This is a genomic window from Oceanobacillus halophilus (genome assembly GCF_003628505.1).
Taxonomy (GTDB): Bacteria; Bacillota; Bacilli; order Bacillales; family Amphibacillaceae; genus Oceanobacillus; species Oceanobacillus halophilus.
In genome coordinates, this window is sequence record NZ_RBZP01000009.1 from 1 (window position 1) to 18,778 (window position 18,778).

The 18,778-nt window shown below is 36.0% G+C and carries 23 protein-coding genes and 1 other annotated feature; of the genes, 13 read left to right on the forward strand and 10 right to left on the reverse strand.

Annotated elements, in window-relative coordinates; all coding sequences use genetic code 11:
* Window positions 1–449: 449 nt before the first annotated feature.
* The 3 genes from yppF to D8M06_RS11750 all read right to left on the reverse strand — a co-directional run bounded on the left by yppF (window position 450) and on the right by D8M06_RS11750 (window position 4,097).
* A complete protein-coding gene (gene yppF, locus D8M06_RS11740) occupies window positions 450–680 on the reverse strand; it encodes a YppF family protein (RefSeq protein WP_121204601.1) in 231 nt (76 codons plus the stop codon).
* 145 nt (window positions 681–825) lie between these two features.
* On the reverse strand, window positions 826–3,054 hold the full coding sequence (locus tag D8M06_RS11745; protein ID WP_121204602.1) for a beta-propeller domain-containing protein: 2,229 nt from the start codon (window positions 3,052–3,054) through the stop codon (window positions 826–828).
* A gap of 176 nt (window positions 3,055–3,230) precedes the next feature.
* The gene (locus D8M06_RS11750; protein WP_121204603.1) at window positions 3,231–4,097 is read right to left on the reverse strand and encodes a DegV family protein; all 867 of its coding nucleotides are present in this window, start codon (window positions 4,095–4,097) and stop codon (window positions 3,231–3,233) included.
* A 173-nt stretch (window positions 4,098–4,270) separates the two neighbouring features.
* On the opposite strand from D8M06_RS11750, the gene D8M06_RS11755 reads away from it, so the two are divergent.
* Together D8M06_RS11755 and D8M06_RS11760 are read left to right on the forward strand one after the other, a co-directional pair.
* A complete protein-coding gene (locus tag D8M06_RS11755) occupies window positions 4,271–5,113 on the forward strand; it encodes a YitT family protein (RefSeq protein WP_121204604.1) in 843 nt (280 codons plus the stop codon).
* A gap of 14 nt (window positions 5,114–5,127) precedes the next feature.
* Window positions 5,128–5,514 carry a hypothetical protein gene (locus tag D8M06_RS11760; protein WP_121204605.1) on the forward strand — a complete coding sequence of 129 codons (387 nt, stop codon included), beginning with the start codon at window positions 5,128–5,130 and terminating at the stop codon, window positions 5,512–5,514.
* 57 nt (window positions 5,515–5,571) lie between these two features.
* On the opposite strand, the gene D8M06_RS11765 is transcribed toward D8M06_RS11760, so the two are convergent.
* The 4 genes from D8M06_RS11765 to D8M06_RS11775 all read right to left on the reverse strand — a co-directional run bounded on the left by D8M06_RS11765 (window position 5,572) and on the right by D8M06_RS11775 (window position 7,313).
* Complete coding sequence (locus D8M06_RS11765) at window positions 5,572–5,835, reverse strand: NifU N-terminal domain-containing protein (RefSeq protein WP_121204606.1); 264 nt, start codon at window positions 5,833–5,835, stop codon at window positions 5,572–5,574.
* 145 nt (window positions 5,836–5,980) lie between these two features.
* Window positions 5,981–6,175 (reverse strand): DUF3813 family protein, encoded by a 195-nt coding sequence (locus D8M06_RS11770; RefSeq protein ID WP_121204607.1) that lies wholly within the window; start codon window positions 6,173–6,175, stop codon window positions 5,981–5,983.
* Window positions 6,176–6,319, reverse strand: coding sequence for a hypothetical protein (locus D8M06_RS20005; RefSeq protein WP_170150273.1), 144 nt, complete (start codon window positions 6,317–6,319; stop codon window positions 6,176–6,178). It abuts the gene before it with no gap.
* A 109-nt stretch (window positions 6,320–6,428) separates the two neighbouring features.
* The gene (locus D8M06_RS11775) at window positions 6,429–7,313 is read right to left on the reverse strand and encodes a Cof-type HAD-IIB family hydrolase (protein WP_121204608.1); all 885 of its coding nucleotides are present in this window, start codon (window positions 7,311–7,313) and stop codon (window positions 6,429–6,431) included.
* A gap of 134 nt (window positions 7,314–7,447) precedes the next feature.
* Here D8M06_RS11775 and D8M06_RS11780 point away from each other — a divergent pair, with 134 nt between their 5' ends.
* The 3 genes from D8M06_RS11780 to cspD all read left to right on the forward strand — a co-directional run bounded on the left by D8M06_RS11780 (window position 7,448) and on the right by cspD (window position 9,204).
* Complete coding sequence (locus D8M06_RS11780; RefSeq protein WP_121204609.1) at window positions 7,448–8,209, forward strand: alpha/beta fold hydrolase; 762 nt, start codon at window positions 7,448–7,450, stop codon at window positions 8,207–8,209.
* 297 nt (window positions 8,210–8,506) lie between these two features.
* Window positions 8,507–8,818, forward strand: coding sequence for a metal-sulfur cluster assembly factor (locus D8M06_RS11785; protein ID WP_121204610.1), 312 nt, complete (start codon window positions 8,507–8,509; stop codon window positions 8,816–8,818).
* A 185-nt stretch (window positions 8,819–9,003) separates the two neighbouring features.
* Window positions 9,004–9,204, forward strand: coding sequence for a cold-shock protein CspD (cspD, locus tag D8M06_RS11790; protein ID WP_121204611.1), 201 nt, complete (start codon window positions 9,004–9,006; stop codon window positions 9,202–9,204).
* Window positions 9,205–9,345: 141 nt separating this feature from the next.
* Here cspD and D8M06_RS11795 read toward each other — a convergent pair whose 3' ends face one another.
* Window positions 9,346–10,167 carry an undecaprenyl-diphosphate phosphatase gene (locus D8M06_RS11795; protein WP_121204612.1) on the reverse strand — a complete coding sequence of 274 codons (822 nt, stop codon included), beginning with the start codon at window positions 10,165–10,167 and terminating at the stop codon, window positions 9,346–9,348.
* A 104-nt stretch (window positions 10,168–10,271) separates the two neighbouring features.
* Between D8M06_RS11795 and D8M06_RS11800 the strand changes: the two genes are divergently transcribed.
* A complete protein-coding gene (locus D8M06_RS11800) occupies window positions 10,272–10,628 on the forward strand; it encodes a hypothetical protein (RefSeq protein WP_121204613.1) in 357 nt (118 codons plus the stop codon).
* 91 nt (window positions 10,629–10,719) lie between these two features.
* On the opposite strand, the gene D8M06_RS11805 is transcribed toward D8M06_RS11800, so the two are convergent.
* Complete coding sequence (locus D8M06_RS11805) at window positions 10,720–10,893, reverse strand: DUF2929 family protein (protein WP_121204614.1); 174 nt, start codon at window positions 10,891–10,893, stop codon at window positions 10,720–10,722.
* Between the two features lie 1,022 nt (window positions 10,894–11,915).
* On the opposite strand from D8M06_RS11805, the gene D8M06_RS11810 reads away from it, so the two are divergent.
* From D8M06_RS11810 to D8M06_RS11840, 7 genes are all read left to right on the forward strand, one after another.
* Window positions 11,916–12,512 (forward strand): hypothetical protein, encoded by a 597-nt coding sequence (locus tag D8M06_RS11810; RefSeq protein ID WP_121204615.1) that lies wholly within the window; start codon window positions 11,916–11,918, stop codon window positions 12,510–12,512.
* Window positions 12,513–12,658: 146 nt separating this feature from the next.
* Window positions 12,659–13,618 carry a BMP family ABC transporter substrate-binding protein gene (locus tag D8M06_RS11815; protein WP_121204616.1) on the forward strand — a complete coding sequence of 320 codons (960 nt, stop codon included), beginning with the start codon at window positions 12,659–12,661 and terminating at the stop codon, window positions 13,616–13,618.
* A gap of 159 nt (window positions 13,619–13,777) precedes the next feature.
* Window positions 13,778–14,716: a beta-ketoacyl-ACP synthase III gene (locus D8M06_RS11820; RefSeq protein WP_121204617.1), complete on the forward strand. Its 939-nt coding sequence runs from the start codon at window positions 13,778–13,780 to the stop codon at window positions 14,714–14,716.
* A gap of 29 nt (window positions 14,717–14,745) precedes the next feature.
* Window positions 14,746–15,987, forward strand: a complete 1,242-nt coding sequence (fabF, locus tag D8M06_RS11825; RefSeq protein WP_121204618.1) for a beta-ketoacyl-ACP synthase II — start codon at window positions 14,746–14,748, stop codon at window positions 15,985–15,987.
* Window positions 15,988–15,992: 5 nt separating this feature from the next.
* The gene (locus D8M06_RS11830; protein WP_121204619.1) at window positions 15,993–16,205 is read left to right on the forward strand and encodes a hypothetical protein; all 213 of its coding nucleotides are present in this window, start codon (window positions 15,993–15,995) and stop codon (window positions 16,203–16,205) included.
* 19 nt (window positions 16,206–16,224) lie between these two features.
* Window positions 16,225–16,431: a YuzI family membrane protein gene (locus D8M06_RS11835; protein ID WP_121204620.1), complete on the forward strand. Its 207-nt coding sequence runs from the start codon at window positions 16,225–16,227 to the stop codon at window positions 16,429–16,431.
* Window positions 16,432–16,572: 141 nt separating this feature from the next.
* Entirely contained in the window at window positions 16,573–17,334 is a 762-nt protein-coding gene (locus tag D8M06_RS11840; protein WP_121204621.1) for a YjbA family protein, read from the forward strand.
* A 109-nt stretch (window positions 17,335–17,443) separates the two neighbouring features.
* Here the strand turns inward: D8M06_RS11840 and trpS are convergent, their stop codons facing one another.
* Entirely contained in the window at window positions 17,444–18,442 is a 999-nt protein-coding gene (trpS, locus tag D8M06_RS11845) for a tryptophan--tRNA ligase (protein ID WP_121204722.1), read from the reverse strand.
* A 69-nt stretch (window positions 18,443–18,511) separates the two neighbouring features.
* Window positions 18,512–18,687 (reverse strand) — a binding site (T-box leader).
* Window positions 18,688–18,778: the final 91 nt, after the last annotated feature.

Here is an 18,778-nt window from a genome sequence, read left to right on the forward strand (position 1 = left end):
GGGATTGCATTCAAGTCTGGCTTAGTAAGGTGGAAAACCCTGAAACCCGAAGGCAAGAAGGCGCTATCTACTTCCTGTTCTCTACTCTACATGTAACCCTGCCGAAGCGTTCCTTGTCCTGCGGGAAGAAGAGCATCGGTGAGACTACGTAGTGAGGGAACTACTTGAATATTCATCCCTGCTCCCTTGCGCCGAGAAAGCCCGCTTCGAAGCACTACTGGAAGACGCAGGCGCACACGCTTTTCAGCACGAAGGAGGCTCACCAGCTCCCCGCGGAAAGCGTAGTGTATTTCCGTAGCGGCTGTAAAGCAGAGCACTATTCTGAATTAAATAAATCAACAATCTCTATCAACCTAACGATTAAAAACAATAAAGTATACAAAAAAGAGAGCTTATTAATTGAAGGCGAGTTTTTACAGTATTTTAAAACGAAAAGAAATAGCCCTATTTTAAATAGGACTATAGGTATAACAAGCGTTGGTTATCGGACGCTTTGGTTCATATTCGAATGCTGAAGTAGCTCCTTGCTTATGTAAGCAAGCAAATATACGATGGTAACGTTTGATGTCGATTTGTCCAGAGACATACAGGAATTGATAATAATCGAGCAAATCATTAACTGTTTCGGGTGTGTAATTTCGTTCAGTCATATATTTGTCTACCAAATCATGAATGAGCATGTCATTCCCCCTTAGGAAACTTAAATATTTTTTCTGTATTCAATTGAATATATATGTTGAAATTTCACCTATCATGCTTTTTTTACTGAAAAAAGTTTCGTTTCCTAAGAAAAAGGGTATACTCATATCTTGCCATTTATCCTTCTTAATTCATAGGATAATTTGTCTGCTCTGGTAATTCCACTGTATGGATGACTTTCTGTTGCTGCATGTCGTAAACTTTGAATTTGTCATGTGAAAATGTATATAGATTATTGCCTGATGATACCATTCGTTTTATCTGTGATTGGTTCTCTGGATAATCTAGCTGTTGGTTTGGGTCTTGATGGGTAAGGCTGTTTGAGAGTTTAATGCCCTCCTCTGGTGTAATGGTAAACAGGAAAGCACCTTCATAGACAAAAGAATCTGTTTCATAGGCTGCTTCCCCTTGTTGAACCATTTTCGTTTCATAGAGAACAGCCGGGAAGCCAAAGAGATTTTGTTCAGGATGTTTATAAAGTACATGATGATTATAAGTTACTTCACTGTGTGAACTTCCGCTTCCAAGAATTTCATTGTCTTTTTCTATTGGTTTTGTTGGATCACTTACATCAAATAATGATACTTTTAATCCATCTATCCGAACTTGAGGTTCCTTGCTATGTTCGTTTTCTTCTAATTTTGTATTTTGCCCAATTCCGATTACATGGTCCTCATCTAATGGGTGAAGATAATTACTGAAGCCTGGGATTTTTAGTTCACCTAATACTTCTGGTTTTTTTGGATTTTTTAAATCGATGACAAAAAGTGGATCGACTTGTTTAAAAGTTACCATATAAGCAATATCTTCCATAAAACGCACACTGAAAATTTGCTCGCCTTTTGCAAGGTCCTCCACAGAGCCTAACGGATTCAAGTCTATATCAAATGTATATAAATTATTAGTTGAGGCTTGATCATCTTGCCAACTAGTACCTTTAGTTGTAGCTACTCGAAATGTATTGTTACGTTCATCCATAGCAAATTGATTGATTAGTGTTCCCTGTACGTCTGTAGAAGTTTTATAGGTAATATCCCCACTGTCCACTTGAAATTGGAAGATTTCCGTATTTGCTTGATCCAGTCTTGCAATCATTGTTTCTTTTGAGTCGTAAGATTTTATTGTTTCATATTTTCTTTGTGCTAAATAGATATGGTTTTTAGACATATACATCTCGTTGGACGCACCTAGGTAACTTTGTATGTTCACTTGTTCCTCCAAATTATTTAAATCAATGGAGGCAAGTGATAAATAATTTGCTTCTTGACTTTCTGGAAAGTAATACATATCTTCAAATGGAATAGGTATTGCTTCATCGCTTACAGCAGAATCCTTCACCATAGGTCTCATGTCCATATGATCACCACGTTCTTCGAGAATTCGATATTTTGGGTATTGATTGGCAATTAAATATAGGTATCCGTCCATTAGTCTAGAAGAATTGAGATATCCTTCTATTACTATTTCTCTATTTTTTTCTGGTTTGTTAACGTTTGAAATATCATAAATCTGGACAGTTGTTTGTTCGGTTGGAGTAGGATGAATTGCTATATCTGCACTTTCATCGGAATCATTCTCTGTAGGTTTTTCATGAATTGGCACAAAACTGAGACCAATGGCGATCAAGAGTTGATCATTTAGGTAGATCTCTCTAGGTTGAAAGTTCTTCGTGGAAATCGTAGAGATAACTTCACTATGTTCGTTTTTGGCAGAAGATATAACTATATCATTGTCACGTACAAAATAGATGTGTTTCCCGTTTGTTTTAATAACATCACCTTCATCTACTTCTGCTACTTGGATATTGGTTTCTGAAACAGGTGCATTATCCGCGGAAGAACTAGTATTATCACTAACTGTAGTACTTTCCTCCATTTCGAAGGCTTCAAAAAGACGTTTTTTCTCTTCGGTTCTTTCTTTCAGTAGATCGACAAGCTGCTCGTTATCTTCAATGTTAGGTAATTCAGCTAAAGCAATAAAAGAATGAACGAGTGACTTAGATAAGGGTTTGCCACTTTCTGTTTGTACCTCATCAGAAATTTTGATAGTATAACTTTCTTTTTCTCTATATCCATTAGAAGGTGCTCTCAATGTAAGTACAGTCTTTAAATCGTTCCATTCATATGAAATATCAGCAGGTTGGTCATTTTCATTTACAATGGTTACGGTTCCTTGTGTAAACGAATCAGGATTCATACTTTCTGAGAATTGAATACTCCAGTCTTTGGTTGTGAGCGCATACTTAGATGGTGCAGGAATTTCTGCAGTTATATTTTGAGAAAAAAACATAAAAAAGACGGACGTTGCGAGAACACCAATTATACCAAGCACTATTATCCAACGATATCTTGCCATTATTTCACCTCATTTTTAGAAAGTAGAATGCATCTTATATGGTTAGACGCTTAAACACTGGTTTTGTTACAGACTTGTAATAATTTTTAAGATATATAATCTGACTAAGATAGTGAAGTCAAAAAAAAGCTCCACTTTAAACTTACGTATCCAGTTTAAAGCAGGCTTTATGTCAATTATTTATTCGGTTTATTGGAAAAGAACAGGGCAATGGTTCCAGGTCCAGCGTGTGCTCCAATTGCTGCACCTACCATCTCGATAAGGATATTTTCCTTACTAACACCAAATCTTTCGTTAATCATTTCAGCCAGTTGTTCTGCACGTTCAATATCATCTCCATGACTGATACCAATTTGTTGGTTAGTGAAATCTGTGCCACGCTGCTCCATCAATTCTAGCATACGTCCAAAAACTTTCTTCGCACCACGTATTTTTTCAAGCGGAATTAGCTTCCCATCTTCCATGTGAAGGAGTGGCTTGATTTTTAACATCGTACCCACAAATGCAGCAGTTTTACTGACACGGCCCCCACGGCGTAAATATTCTAAGTCATCAACAGTAAAGATATGTTCCATATGTTCTGCCTGGTATTTAACATCTTCAATGACTTCTTCTAGAGAAGCACCTTGCTTTGCTAGTTTGGCTGCATGTAAGACAACTAAACCCTGTCCAATAGAAGCTCCTTTTGTATCAATAATGTGAATCGGAGCATCCGGATATTTTTCTTTTACTTCCTGTTCTATCATTTTAGCTGTTTGATATGTACCAGATAATTGTGATGAAAAGGCAATGTATACTAATGGCTGATTTGCTTCAGCATAGGTTGTAAAGACCTTCTTAAACGTTTGTGGAGAAACCTGAGAGGTTTTTGGTGCTTTTCCTTGTCTCATAGCATCATATACTTTTCTAGGTTCAATCGTTTTTCCATCTTCATATTCTTTATCATCTAAATGAACAGTTAATGATACCATTTCAATGTCGTATTCATTACAAATTTCTTCTGTTAAGTCACTTGCAGAGTCTGTAAGTATTTTAATCGTCATATTCTCACCTACAATCAATAGTTTAATTCTTTAATTTTAAGTGTATAGTGATATAGAAAATTAGTCAAAGTTTTCATGTGTTATATTGTTGCGTAGATATATGAATTAGTGTACAATTCATTTTTTGTCTAGATTATCTGCCACAACGAAAATGAAATAAGGAGAGTTTGCTTATGTTTATGGTCGAAGCGAAGCGTATAATTATTGTTATACTAGGTGGGCTATTAAACGCCGTGTCGCTAAATTTATTCCTGATTGAAGCGAATGTTTATGCAAGTGGATTTACTGGAGCCGCTCAGTTGATAGCAAGTATATTCAATGATTTTCTTGGAATAGGTCTTAGTACAGGTATTCTGTTGTTCTTACTAAATATTCCGGTGTTAATCTTAGGTTGGTATAAAGTAGGAAAAGGATTTACCATATACAGTATAATATCCGTTGCTTTTTCAACAATTTTCTTGGAATTAATACCAGTGCTGGATTTATCAGATGATATCATTTTAAATGCGGTCTTTGGTGGGGTAATAGCCGGAGTCGGAATTGGTTTAACATTAAAGCATGGTGCATCAACAGGTGGTATGGATATCATTGCCATGGTATTATCAAGAATGAAGGATAAGCCTATTGGAAATTATTTTTTAATCATGAATGGTATTATTATTGCATTGGCCGGTCTACTATACGAACCTGAAAATGCTTTATACACGATGGTGACTCTGTATGTATCCACCCGAGTTATTGATACGTTACATACTCGTCATGAAAAAGTAACAGCAATGATTATTACGCATAAAACAGATGAATTACAAAAAGCTATTCATAATAAGCTCGTACGTGGGATTACTATTTTACCTGCAAAAGGAGCTTACACAAAATCAGACAAAAGTATGTTGTATTTAGTTGTTACTCGTTATGAATTGTATGATTTAGAAAATATTATTCATGAAGTGGATCCAAATGCCTTTACAAATATTGTAGATACAGCAGGGATTTATGGGTTCTTTAGGAGAGACTAGAAGGGAGGATAAAAGTGAAAAAATTACTAGTAGTACTGTTGGTATCTGTTTTACTAGCAGGATGCAATAGTGAGCAAGCAAATCAACCTGATAATGGTGTCTCCTTAGAAATTCGAAATGTGGATGTGCTCGTAGATAACGACCGAACCGCACTAACGGCAGAAGTAAAAGCATCGGCTAAAAAAATTTTCTATCGAATTGAACAAGGGGAGTCAGACTTACTTAAAGAGCAACAGATTGATTTAGAATCAGCTGAATGGGCCAAGATAGAGATAGAAGAAAAATTGCCTGATGAATCTTTAGATAAAGAAGATCCTCCAATTATAGTGATATACGGAAAAGATAATAATGGGCAAACTGTGAATCCAAACTACATACCTATTGATATAGGAATGGAATAAAAAGAGGTCTGATATAGCCTTCCAAGCTATCAGACCTCTTTTTTATATGTAAATAATCTAATATCCGTATCCCTTGATGATTTCCGTAACACGTGGGGTGAGCTCGTCCCATTCTGCGTTGAATTGTTTATTGACTGTAATGAAGTTTTGATAACCAAAAACGTTATCAACACCTTCCAGTTTCATTAGATCATTTAATATATCGTGTTCACTAGTGTCTCCAGGCATAACGGAAATACTATTCGTTCCTTCAAAAATAATGCTATCCGTAGTAAATTTTAATGCATTTGGATTTGGTGTTGCTTCTACTCGTACACCCATATTCTTATTCCTCCTTATCATACAAACTTATTTCTATAGTATCAGATTCTTTATAAGGATTAAAGTAACATCCCCTCTCCATATTAGAAGAGGGGATTTCTTGTTTACTCACGCATAAATAAACCGATTACGTAAGCTGCAGAGGTTATTTTAATTGATTATGCTGTCTTAATTGTTGTTCAAGCTGCTGTAATTGCTGCTTTTCTTCAGGTGAAGCTTCATTGTATGCAGATTGAATGGCATTTTGCGCAGCTTGTTTTTCGTTCTCATCAGCATTTCCATTCATGTTCATAATGTTATTAACGGCATTTTTTGCTTGCTGAAATAAATTATTTTGCAATTAAAACCCTCCTAGTGTATCTTGATCATCCTGCTGTCTGTTTCGCTCTGCCAAGGTAGAACGATAGGGGAATCGTTCGGCATGCTTTTTAATGGAGTCAGCGCCTTGTTGTGTAAATCGCTTTGATTTACTTCGTTTTCCCAAACTAATTCCTCCTCAAGGATTACTTGGAAAATCTCCATCTGGAGTTAGTAAGACTAACTCCAGATTCATGCTCAAGAAGTAAAACAAAAAGTGAACGCTTCTTTGGCGTTCACTTATAGTATGGTTCATCTTTGGAATTATAAGCTTGGAAATTTTCGGGAACTGCACCGACTTTTTTTTCTAAATTTAAATATTCATTTAAAAATAATCCGATACCATCTGCTTCATTTGTATGCGTTACATGTTTAGCAACATTTTTTAGTTCGTCAATGGCATTTCCCATCGCAACACCAACACCAGCATAATCAATCATTTCCAAATCATTGTCTTCGTCACCAAATGCTATAATGTTTTCTTTTGAAATGTTGAAGTAATGAGCAATCTTCTGTAAGCCAACAGCTTTGTTCATTCCTTTTTTTACAATTTCAATCACATTATATGGGGCACCCCATTTACGGTGTTCGATTAACTCGGCGTGATATTCAGTTAGATGATTCCGCAACTGCAAAATATCCTGCTCTTTTGGATAAATTAACAAAGAGGTCGGATCTTCTTTTAGTTTGTTTTTTAAACTTCCAATTGTAAATGGTGGATCTTCTTTGGTTTGCTGGAAAATTTGAATGACTCTTTCATCGTATTGGTCAAGATACACATCATCCTTTACTTCTGCAAGGATATTATGAACGTCTAAATCATAACTGGCTTCAATTACTTGTTTTGCTGTTCTTATTGGCATTGGGTTATGCAGCACGTCCCATTTTTTATCTGTTGGATGATGGATTAATGCACCGTTAAAATTAACCATTGGAGTCCTCAACCCAAGCTCATGATAATAATTAATACTGGCTCGGTGTGGTCGACCAGTTGCAATAACCACGATGTGTCCTTCTTCCATTGCTGCTAACACAGATTGTTTTGTAAACTCACTGATTTCTTTTTCATCTGTTAAGAGAGTTCCATCCAAATCTAACGCTATTAAGTGTCTTTTTTTCATCGCATTCACCTCATATGCATTTAGTTTATAGTGGATAGGATAATATGTAAAGTAATTTTTAGGTAAATAAATTTGCAAGATTTGTCCATTAAACCTTAAAATAGAATTATTATATGATTGAGGAGAGACACTTTATGATAGGCGTAACAAAAGAAATTATTGGACAAATACCGAGCTTAATGATTGTTGATACATCTAAAGTAAATGAGAAGTTACCAGCCGTTTGCTATATGCATGGTTTTACGAGTGCTAAAGAACATAATCTGGATTTAGCTTATTTACTTGCAGAAAAAGGGTTTCGTGTAATCCTTCCTGATAGTTTGCACCATGGTGAGAGAGATACAGGACTTACACCAGTCAAGCGTTCCTTAGCTTTTTGGGAAATTGTCATAGAAAATATAAAAGATATTCAATTGATTAAAGATTTCCTAGTGGAAAAAGAGTTATTATTAGACAATCGAATAGGTGTTGCTGGTACAAGCATGGGTGGTATTACAACATCTGCAGCTTTAACACAATATCCTTGGATAAAGACATCAGCGATACTTATGGGGTCCCCTAAGATATCGAGTTTTGCTAAGGCACTAGTTGATAATTACCGCAAAATGATTGACCTGCCTATTTCGGATGATATGTTGGAACAATTGTATGACCAGTTAAAATCACTTGATTTGTCATCCCAGATAGAAAAATTAAATGATCGCCCATTATTGTTTTGGCATGGGGAAAATGATACTGTCGTTCCATTCGATCATTCTTATAGTTTTTATGAAGAAGCTAAAAAGCTTTATAAAGATAAAAATAATATTCAATATATAAGAGAACCAAAACGAGATCATAAGGTAAGTCGACCAGCAAAATTAGAAACAGTGAAGTGGTTTGAGAAACACTTATAATTTTTTTTATTAAAATATTATAAAATTATTCCCTACCACACCGTTTCTATTTGCGCTCTCGTTCGTCCTATTTATGGTCAAGTGCTTGGATTCGCTTTTGTAGAATACTACGCTTTCAGCCGCATGGCCTGCCTTCTCACGGAGAAACCATAACTGCGGCTCCTTCTACTAGTAACGATTTGAAGTAGGCTTCCTGGGCGAAAGCGAGTTTTTCTTACTAGGTGTGATTTATATCATTTGAAAACTGTTGAAAATATGTTTAAATAAGAATAGAAAGGTTTTAGGGAGGTTGATTTAATGGATGAAGCATTGAAGGAAAATTTAATGGGTGCATTGGAGAATGTCATTGACCCTGAGTTAGGCATAGATATTGTTAACCTGGGCTTAGTATACGACGCAGAATTAAATGATGAAGGGTTATGTACCGTTACCATGACATTAACGGCAATGGGATGCCCTCTTTCTGCACACATTGAACGTGATGTCAAATTCGTTCTGGCAGATATTCCTGAGGTTAAAGATGTAGAAGTTAATATTGTTTGGAATCCTCCATGGAGTAAAGAGAAGATGTCTCGCTACGCCAAAATCGCTTTAGGAATTCCGGATTGATTAACATATAGAAACAGAAGTACTTAAACACTTGAAATTTAATTTCGAGTGTTTTTTTATGTATAATTTAAACAAATTCAGGGATTCTAATAGTAAAAGAAGTTAACCAACACAATTGGTACTTCTTTTGTACTTCTTTGAACACAAAGGAAGAATAAGCAATTACTATACGGAGGAATTTTTAGATGAACAAAGGCACTGTAAAATGGTTTAATCCGGAAAAAGGTTTTGGTTTTATTGAAGTGGAAGGTGGAGATGATGTATTCGTACATTTCTCAGCCATCCAAGGAGAAGGATTTAAAACACTGGAAGAAGGTCAAGAAGTAACCTTTGATATTGAAGAAGGAGATCGCGGCCCTCAAGCGTCTAATGTTGTTAAATCATAAATAAATGAATGAAGAAAGCCCTTCTCGGCGGAGAAGGGCTTTCTTATTATAGAAAATACACTCTATTGCTTTTTTATATTTTTCGTGGTTAAAAAGTGTGATTTAATGGAAAATTCCTATTTGTTTTGCTCACAGGATAAACTAGAGGAAAATGATTACCAATATACCTACTACAACACAGTAATAAGAAAAGTACTTTAAGTTTCCTTTTGCCATAATATCCATAAACCATCTTAATGCAAAGTAAGAAGCAAGGAATGCAGTAATAAAGGCAATTAAATTCGGTACTAGCATTGCCTGGAATTCATCACTCGCAAACATATCCGGTAAATCAAGAATCGCAGTTCCAAGGCTGACGGGAATGTATAAAAGAAATGAGAAACGCAATGCTGTTTCTTGTTTCATTCCAACGAGCATCGACGCCACAATCGTTGAGCCTGAGCGACTAATCCCAGGTGTGAGTGCTACAGTTTGAGCTAGACCAACAATAATTGCATCTTTTGTTGTTAAATCCCCATCATTTTTTCTTCCTCGCAAGTTTCGGATTATCCATAATGCAGCTGCTGTAATTAATAAGGTATATCCGACAACAACTGGCTTGCTTAGAAGGTCTCCAATAGCATCTCCAAATAAAACTCCGGTTACACCTACCGGGATGGTCGCTATTACTAAATAGACAATAAATCGAAAATCACTTTTAGCCTCTTCTTCTTTTTTTAGTGTATAAAGAACACCATTCTTGATAAGACGGATAATGTCTTTGCGATAGATGACTAATATAGCAAGCAAAGATGCAAAGTTAACAAAAATTTCAAATGATAATCCTGTTGTCTCTATTCCGAAAAGCTCACGGAATATAACGAGATGTCCACTGGAAGAAATAGGAATTGGTTCGGTAATACCTTGTACCAATCCTAAAATCAAGTATTCTAATAACGTCCAAACTCTATCTAAAAAGTCCATATCTTTCTCTCCTTAATCTATCTTTATTCCTTTCATTCTTCCAGACAAAACAATTCACCATCCAGTAGGCTAATGAATAGTCTAGATGGTGAGGAGGTTGAAGAATGAAAAATCAACATCATATGTATGACTTGTGTAAACAGCATATGCATTCTTATGTTCTTGCAGAAACGACAGACGGCACAAAATTTGATGGAATCATCACTGGATTGGATGAAGAATATGTCTATTTTGCAGTACCAATAGATCCGACCACTCAACATGATATGGATCCACAATCCCCAGGAATGTATGGTCAAATGCCTCATATGGATGGCCAATACAGATATGGCTTTCCAGGCTATGGCTTCGGTTATCCTGGATATGGGTATGGTTACGGTTATGGTCGACCTAGAAGATTTAGAAGACTTGTATTACCATTAGCAGCTTTAGTTGCACTAAGTACATTACCATGGTACTAACACGAAACCCTTGCCATATCGTCCTTGACGGCAAGGGTTTCATCTGTAAGATATTGTTCAAAATTTTGGTTATTTCCATTTGAACATTTTATTAGTTTTTATCAGTTAAAACGCCATCGCCTAGTAAAAAGACAGCTACTGAAAAAATACCTGCTAGTATTAGGCTATCCATTAATACAAATGGCTCTCCACCCATACTGGTTAATACATAAGAAATAGCCCCACTAATAAGTACTGCCCAAAAGATTGCTAATATGTATCGCATCGCTTACACCTCACATTTTTAGCTGTTTACTTTAGAATGCCTTAAATAAATTTATTTACAACGATAATTATAGTTTATCAAAATAAAGAGTAAAGGAAAAGTATTTTTTTGTTTGGAGAATCGTTCTTTTTATTAGTTGTTGCTTCTATTCCCATAGCGAGTGACAGGACTTAACTTTTCACTAGTTGCTACGTACATTATGCAAGAAGGGACATAAACTATAAAAACAATAGATTTTTTGGTGGGGCATGTGACCATTGTTTAGTTAAGGCTCTTCGTATCATAAGTTGCTTTTTGAACTTTTACAGTTGTTAGAAACTCCTGTTCTATTTAATTAAGAATAGTTTGCTCTCGCTTACACTGATGAAAGTTTTGTGCTAGGATTCGCTCCGGCAGAATACTTCGCTTTCCGCGGGCACGGCCTCAGCCTCCTCGGAAGAAACCCACTTCCTGCGGGGTCTTCGGACACGTGCTTTTCCTGCAGGAGTCTCTGTATTCTGCCTCCGCTATTTTACATGCACTAGATATTTTTAAAGCTAAACTTCATAATTTTACGTTTAGGGTAGTTGGTCCTTCTAGAATACAGAATTTTTCTAGTAAAAATTAAGTAGAGCAGGAACTAAGCGGAGGAAATACACGGAGACTCCTTGAAAAAAGAAAACCACTTTTTTCTGCGTGCGATGTAACCCTGCCGAAGCGTTCCTTGTCCTGCGGGAAGAAGAGCATCGGTGAGACTTCGTAGTGAGGGAACTACTTGAATCATCTTCCTCGTTCCCTTGCGCCGAGAAAGCCCGCTTCGAAGCACTACTGGAAGACGCAGGCGCACACGCTTTTCAGCACGGAGGAGGCTCACCAGCTCCCCGCGGAAAGCGTAGTGTATTTCCGTAGCGAAGACAGAGCAGTATTCTGAATTACAGATATCAACATTCTATACAAAATGTAAGGTAATGTCATGTGAAAAAGCAACAATCTTTTACAAAAGAGCTTTGATAAAAAAGACTAGATAATAAGGAGGAAGGAATGTGTCTATTTTAATAATCAATTGCAATCATTGGATTGGATTCCATATTGTTAATAAAATGCTTGATACTGATTATATAGTTGAAGGAATTATCGATAAAAATACATCGGATGATTTGGCTATGTTCTTTGCAAGAAATAGCTCGTTTTCTTTTGTTGAAGAAGGGAATAAAAAGGAGTATGAAGTATGCATTATGATTGGGGATTATAAAAATGCAGAAAAAATTCGGGCTAAGCGTAAATTTGTTATTAATCCTAATAATGGGGTGGATAGAGGAGATGTTATCAAAATCCAAGCACCTATGTTGTTTGGAGAATGGATGCCAATGAATAAAGATGGGATTTTTTATAAAGATAAATTTGTAGCCTTCGAATCGAAAGAATTTAATAATGAAGCTGTTTATATTAATATATTTATGTCCGCGCTTCTACAGTGGATAAGATCAGAAAATATTCCTAAGTGTATAGTAGTCAATCCTAATCATGATCGAAAAGAAAAGATACTTGAGAATTCGGTCTATATTCGGGAGAATAGACCTATCTCTAAATATGTTAGAGTAGTGCAAAAACACTATGAACTATATAAAAGGTTTTATTAGTATTTGTGCCTTTTTAATTTCAAGTGTGAAAACCAACTTTTTATGTTCAGTAAAATTTTCCTATTAAAGTCCATCTAAATTGAAATAGATACGTCTGTAACTATACAATAGGTAGAAATGAGTATTTAGATTGGGGGTGCCTTATTATGAAACTTTATCATAAAATAATACTATTATTTATCGTTTCGTCCGTAACATTAAGTGGATGTGGTTATTTCGAAACTGGAAATGTTCAAAATGTCGGAATGCTGCTTGATAGTAAAATCGAAGGAAATGCTTGGAATGAAAGTGGTTATGAAGGCTTACTCCGAATCGAGAAAAAATTCGATACTGATGTATATTATAAAGAGAACATAGATACAGAGAGGAAAATAAGGGATGCTGTAGATGAACTAGTACACGATGGTGTGAATCTTATCTTTGGTCACAGCAGTATCTATGGTAATCATTTTTCTGAACTGGCACGGTATTATCCAGATGTCCATTTCGTATATTTTAATGGTGGAATTTATAATGACAATGTAACTAGTCTTAACTTTAATTCACATGCAATGGGCTTTATTGGAGGCATGGTGGCAGCAGAAATGACAAAAACTAATAAGGTTGGTGTTATTGCCGCTTATTTATGGCAACCGGAAATAGAAGGTTTCTATGAGGGAGTCAAGTATCAAAATCCTAGTGCAGTTGTAGAAATAGATTATATCAAGAGCTGGGATGATACGGAGATGGCTGTTAGAATATATGAAGAAATGGAAAACAAAGGAGTAGACGTTTTTTATCCAATTGGTGATGCATATAGTGAAGAGATAATAAAGAAGGCAAAAGAAGACAGTTTGTATGCTGTAGGATATGTTGAGGATCAACTGAAACTTGCGCCTGATACTGTTTTAACTAGTACTATTCAACAACTGGACAAGCTTTATGAATTAACTGCTGAGAAATTTGATAAAGGCAAATTAGAAGGGGATATACTAACATTTGATTTTCAGGATGAAGTAATTTCAATAGGAGCATTTAATAAAAATGTGCCCGAAGAATTTCAAGAGTATATTAACGAAACAGTAGAATATTATATGGATTCTAATCTGTTGCCAAATGAGCAGTAAAATTTTATTTTTCTTGCCATTTGTATCCTTATATATTAAAATTAGTACCAAGTCATAAGAATTGATTTTAATTTGTTGTGTAATATATTAGGTTATAAAGGGCCATGTATATGTAGTATTTTATCCCAGTTTGTTAATTTCATATAAGGAGCGGTCAAAATGAGTGTTGGTTTTTTAGGAATAGGTCATTACGTTCCGCCGAAAGTTGTGACCAATAAAGATCTAGAAAAAATAGTAGATACAAATGATGAATGGATTCGCACGCGAACCGGAATTGAAGAAAGAAGAATAGCTGAGGATGATATGAATACATCCGATATGGCTTATTTAGCTGCTCTACATGCTTTAGAGGATGCTAAACTGAAGGCAGAAGATATTGATTTGATTTTAGTAGCAACTGTAACACCTGATAAGCCATTTCCGTCTGTTTCCTGTATGCTTCAGGAAAAATTAGGAGCAACCCAAGCGGCTGCAATGGATGTTAGTGCGGCATGCTCAGGATTTATGTATGCTGTAGCAACAGCTAAGCAGTTTGTAGAATCAAAAACATACAAACATGTACTTGTGATAGGTGTAGAAAAATTATCAAAAATTACGGATTGGTCTGATCGCAGTACATGTGTATTATTTGGAGATGGAGCAGGTTCTGCTGTTATTGGGGAAGTTTCAGAAGGTAAAGGAATATTGTCTTACGAATTAGGTTCTGATGGTACAGGAGGTAAACATTTGTACCAAAATCCTAATGATTATTTAGTGATGAACGGTCGAGAAGTATTTAAATTTGCCGTAAGAAAAATGCCTGAGGCTTCTGTTCGGGTAATAGAAAAAGCAGGTTTAAGTAAAGAGGAAGTCGATTATCTAATTCCTCACCAAGCAAATATCCGAATAATGGAAGCTGCAAGACAGCGACTTGGTATCTCAGAGGATAGGATGAATCAATCTATTAAGAAATACGGAAATACATCAGCAGCCTCTATTCCAATTGCCTTATCTGAATCAGTAAGAGATGGAAATATCAAAGAAAATGATTTGGTTGTATTAGTTGGTTTTGGCGGCGGTTTAACGTGGGGTTCTATCGCGATTCGCTGGGGTAAATAATTGAATAATGGTTGAAAGGAGGACTTTTTGTGGAACAAAAAAGAGTAGTAATTACAGGTCTGGGTGCAGTGACACCTGTTGGTAATGATGTTCATACTATGTGGGAAAGCATCATATCTGGTAAATCAGGCATTGATTTTGTAACGAAAATTGATAGTGAGAATTATCCAGCTAAAGTAGCAGCTGAAGTAAAGAATTTTGATCCAACTAATTTTATGGATAAAAAAGACGCAAGAAAAATGGACCCATTTACACAGTACGCTGTTGCTGCTGCTAAAATGGCTGTAGAAGATGCTAATCTCGATATTAATGATGACAATCGGGATCGTGTTGGTGTGTGGATTGGTTCAGGTATTGGTGGAATGAAAACCTGGGAAGACCAGCACACCATTCTGATGAATAAGGGTCCAAGACGAGTTAGTCCATTTTTTGTACCAATGATGATTCCTGACATGGCAGCGGGACAAGTATCCATTCAATTAGGAGCTAGAGGGATTAATTCTTGTACTGTAACCGCCTGTGCATCAGGTGCCAACTCAATTGGTGATGCGTATAAGGCGGTGCAACGTGGAGACGTAGATTATATTATAACTGGTGGAACAGAAGCCCCAATTTCCGACATGGCTTTTGCCGGGTTCTCATCATCAAAAGCTTTATCAACCAATCAGGATCCAAAAAAAGCAAGCCGTCCATTCGATAAAAACCGTGATGGTTTTGTCATGGGTGAAGGTGCTGGGATTCTTGTAATGGAATCTTTGGATAAGGCACTAGAACGTGGTGCCCATATTTATGGAGAGATTGTTGGATATGGCGCTACTGGTGATGCATACCACATTACAGCACCTGCAGAAAATGGGGAAGGAGCTACCCGAGCAATGCAGCATGCGTTGTCAGATGCAGGATTAGAAGCTGAAACAGTAGATTATGTAAATGCTCATGGTACCAGTACGGCGTTAAATGATAAATATGAAACACAAGCAATTAAAGCTGTGTTTGATGAATATGCACGGAAGTTAGCAGTTTCTTCAACAAAATCTATGACAGGTCACTTGTTAGGTGCAGCTGGTGGGATTGAAGCTGTTATTTCTTTATTAGCAATTAACAAGAATATCTTGCCACCTACTATAAATTATGAAACCCCTGACGAAGACTGTGATTTAGATTATGTACCAAACAAAGCTCGTGAGCAGGAAGTAAATGTTGTCATGAGTAATTCCTTAGGGTTTGGCGGTCATAATGTCAGTTTGATTTTTAAAAAATATAGTGAATAATTTTTATGAAGACTGATCAGCTAATGGGCTGGTTGGTCTTTTTTGTTTTGGAGGAAACGGACTGGGGATTGAAATCAACGAACGATAGAAATATCAACGCACCAGCACCAGCACCCATACCAATCAATTTAAAGGCCAATCAACCTAAATCTCGTAACGTATCTCAAAACATCTACGCATTTACAGTCATGGACAAGCATAAACATGTATTAAAATAGGACAAGCGTAGGTGGAAAAATGGGATATATTTTTGTCTTTTTAATTGGATTTGGACTAGCTGTAACTGGAGGAGTCACACTAATTGCGTATTTGAATTTCTTACCAGCTGGATTATCATGGTCTGATTATTTTATTTTCATTACCGGACGTATAGAGTGTTACTTTTTGCCTTTAGGAATTATACTAATGGCAATTGTTATTTATCGTTTTCCAAACAACCCATAATCGCTCAGGAAAAGAATATTTTTCTAAATGATGGCCATAATGTATTGTAAGTTATGATTTGTTCAGCTGAACCAAGAAATAATCTCATCCACCAAGACGTACAGATTTTTATTTTAGTTTTATTTAAAGCGAGGGTTGTTTATGTTGTATTTACATGACGTTTGGGTGAATTGGTTTGAAGGAGAAGAAAACGGCTATAATGTTTGTTATTTTCATGAATGGAGAAAAGATGATGGGATTGAGTTACTAGATCAAGTACCGCTCCTATACATAACATCAGGTTTATACAATTATATTGAAAATGACATGCATGATTTACCAAAGGAGCTTCTTGATACCATTTATAAACGTGCTTATATGCGAAAAGGACATGAAAGATCTGTTATGGAGTATGCATGTGTGGTGACAAATGGTGAAGATATTATTGCTATTGATACGATTGGGTATCAAATACCAATTCGCAAAAGCAGATTAATCCCTAGGCAAGAACAATTAGTGTATGACATGATTAAAAAAACAAAACCTCAGTCATTTGGATTTGAAGTAGAAAACTATCAAAAAGATTATCATCTGTTATCTATGGCACCTGAATTTGTTTTTGGCCTAACAAGAAAAGAACGTCAACTAAAACAATTATTAATGATTGCATTAGATCAACTGCGTACGTCCAACAATTTGGAGGAATTACGTTATTGGTTGACGGAATGGGATCCTAAACAATATCCGTATATCCGTTATATGGATGAAGAAAAAGTATGGGATACACTCTATAATGGAGTCAAAGATGGATGGAGCAGAGCTCATGAAGATTTATGCGGAAAACTAATTAAAGGTCAGCCATTTCTTGAAAAAATGTGGGAAGTGGAAAATGGTCAAGCGCAAAATACATCGAGTCAAAAATAATGAATAATTGCCAAAACTCCTAGTTTAAAGGAGAAAAGTTGGTATACAATTCAATGTTTAATAAACACAAAGAAACACCTCGTATGATTCAAGAGGTGTTTCTTTGTGTTTATTTATGCTTTTTCTTCACTCTGCCTAGGCCCATTGCTTTTTTTGCCTTATTTAGTGTTTTATTGGCAGGGAAGGATGCTTTTTCAGCACCTTGATCTAAAATATCATCTAAAACGTCCGATTCAATTAACTCTTGATACTTTTCCTGAATTGGTGCTAGAAGTGCAATAACGGCATTTGCAACATCTTGCTTGAATTCACCATACCCTTTTCCTTCATATTTAGCTTCCAAGTTTGTAATTGATTCCCCAGTACAGCTGGAATAAATCGTCAGTAAATTAGAGATACCAGGTTTATTCTCTTTATCATATTTCACAATGCCCTCTGAGTCAGTGACAGCACTTTTCATTTTCTTTTCAATACGTTTGGGTTCGTCTAACATGGAAATAAACCCTTTTTCATTTTCATCAGATTTACTCATTTTCTTCGTTGGGTCTTGTAAGGACATAATACGAGCTCCAACCTTAGGAATACGAATTTCAGGGATAGTGAAAATGTCATTATAACGATTGTTAAAACGTTGTGCTAAATCTCTTGTTAGTTCAAGATGCTGTTTCTGATCATCTCCAACAGGAACAATATTGCTTTGATATAACAAAATGTCAGCAGCCATTAATGCAGGATACGTTAATAGTGCAGAAGAAACAGCTTCTTTCCCGCTAGATTTATCTTTATATTGAGTCATCCTCTCCAGTTCACCTACATAACCAATGGATTGAAGCATCCACCCCAACTGAGTGTGTGCTGGCACTTCTGACTGAATAAATAAGGTTGCTTTTTCTGGATTAATACCTGAAGCAAGGTATAAAGCAGCTAAAGAGCGGATGTTATTTCTAAGTTTTAAACGATCCTGTGGTACAGTAATTGCATGTTCGTCCACAATACAAAAATAACATTCATAATCATTTTGTAGTTCAACGAATTGTTTAATTGCACCTAAATAATTTCCAAGTGTTAAGGTTCCACTTGGCTGAATACCAGAGAATATTTTTTCCATTTTACTCACTCCATTTTCCATTTTAACCAATAAATGTCCCCATTAAAAAAAGCCCATTTATCCCAAACTAAAAGGGACGAATGAACCGCGGTGCCACCCTTATTATCTTACAAAAGTTGTAAGATCTCTCATTACTCTAAAGCTCCAAAGTCCAATTCCAATATACCATGGCACTTGTTTTCACCAACCACAAGCTCTCTAAGGACCAGAGGGTAATTGTACTCTATCTTTGTCATCGCCGATATAAGTTTTTTTCATTATATACGAAACAGAATCAATAAATCAAGTAATTAATGGAAAACATGACATAGTTTGTCCAAATGTCAAATTTCTTAT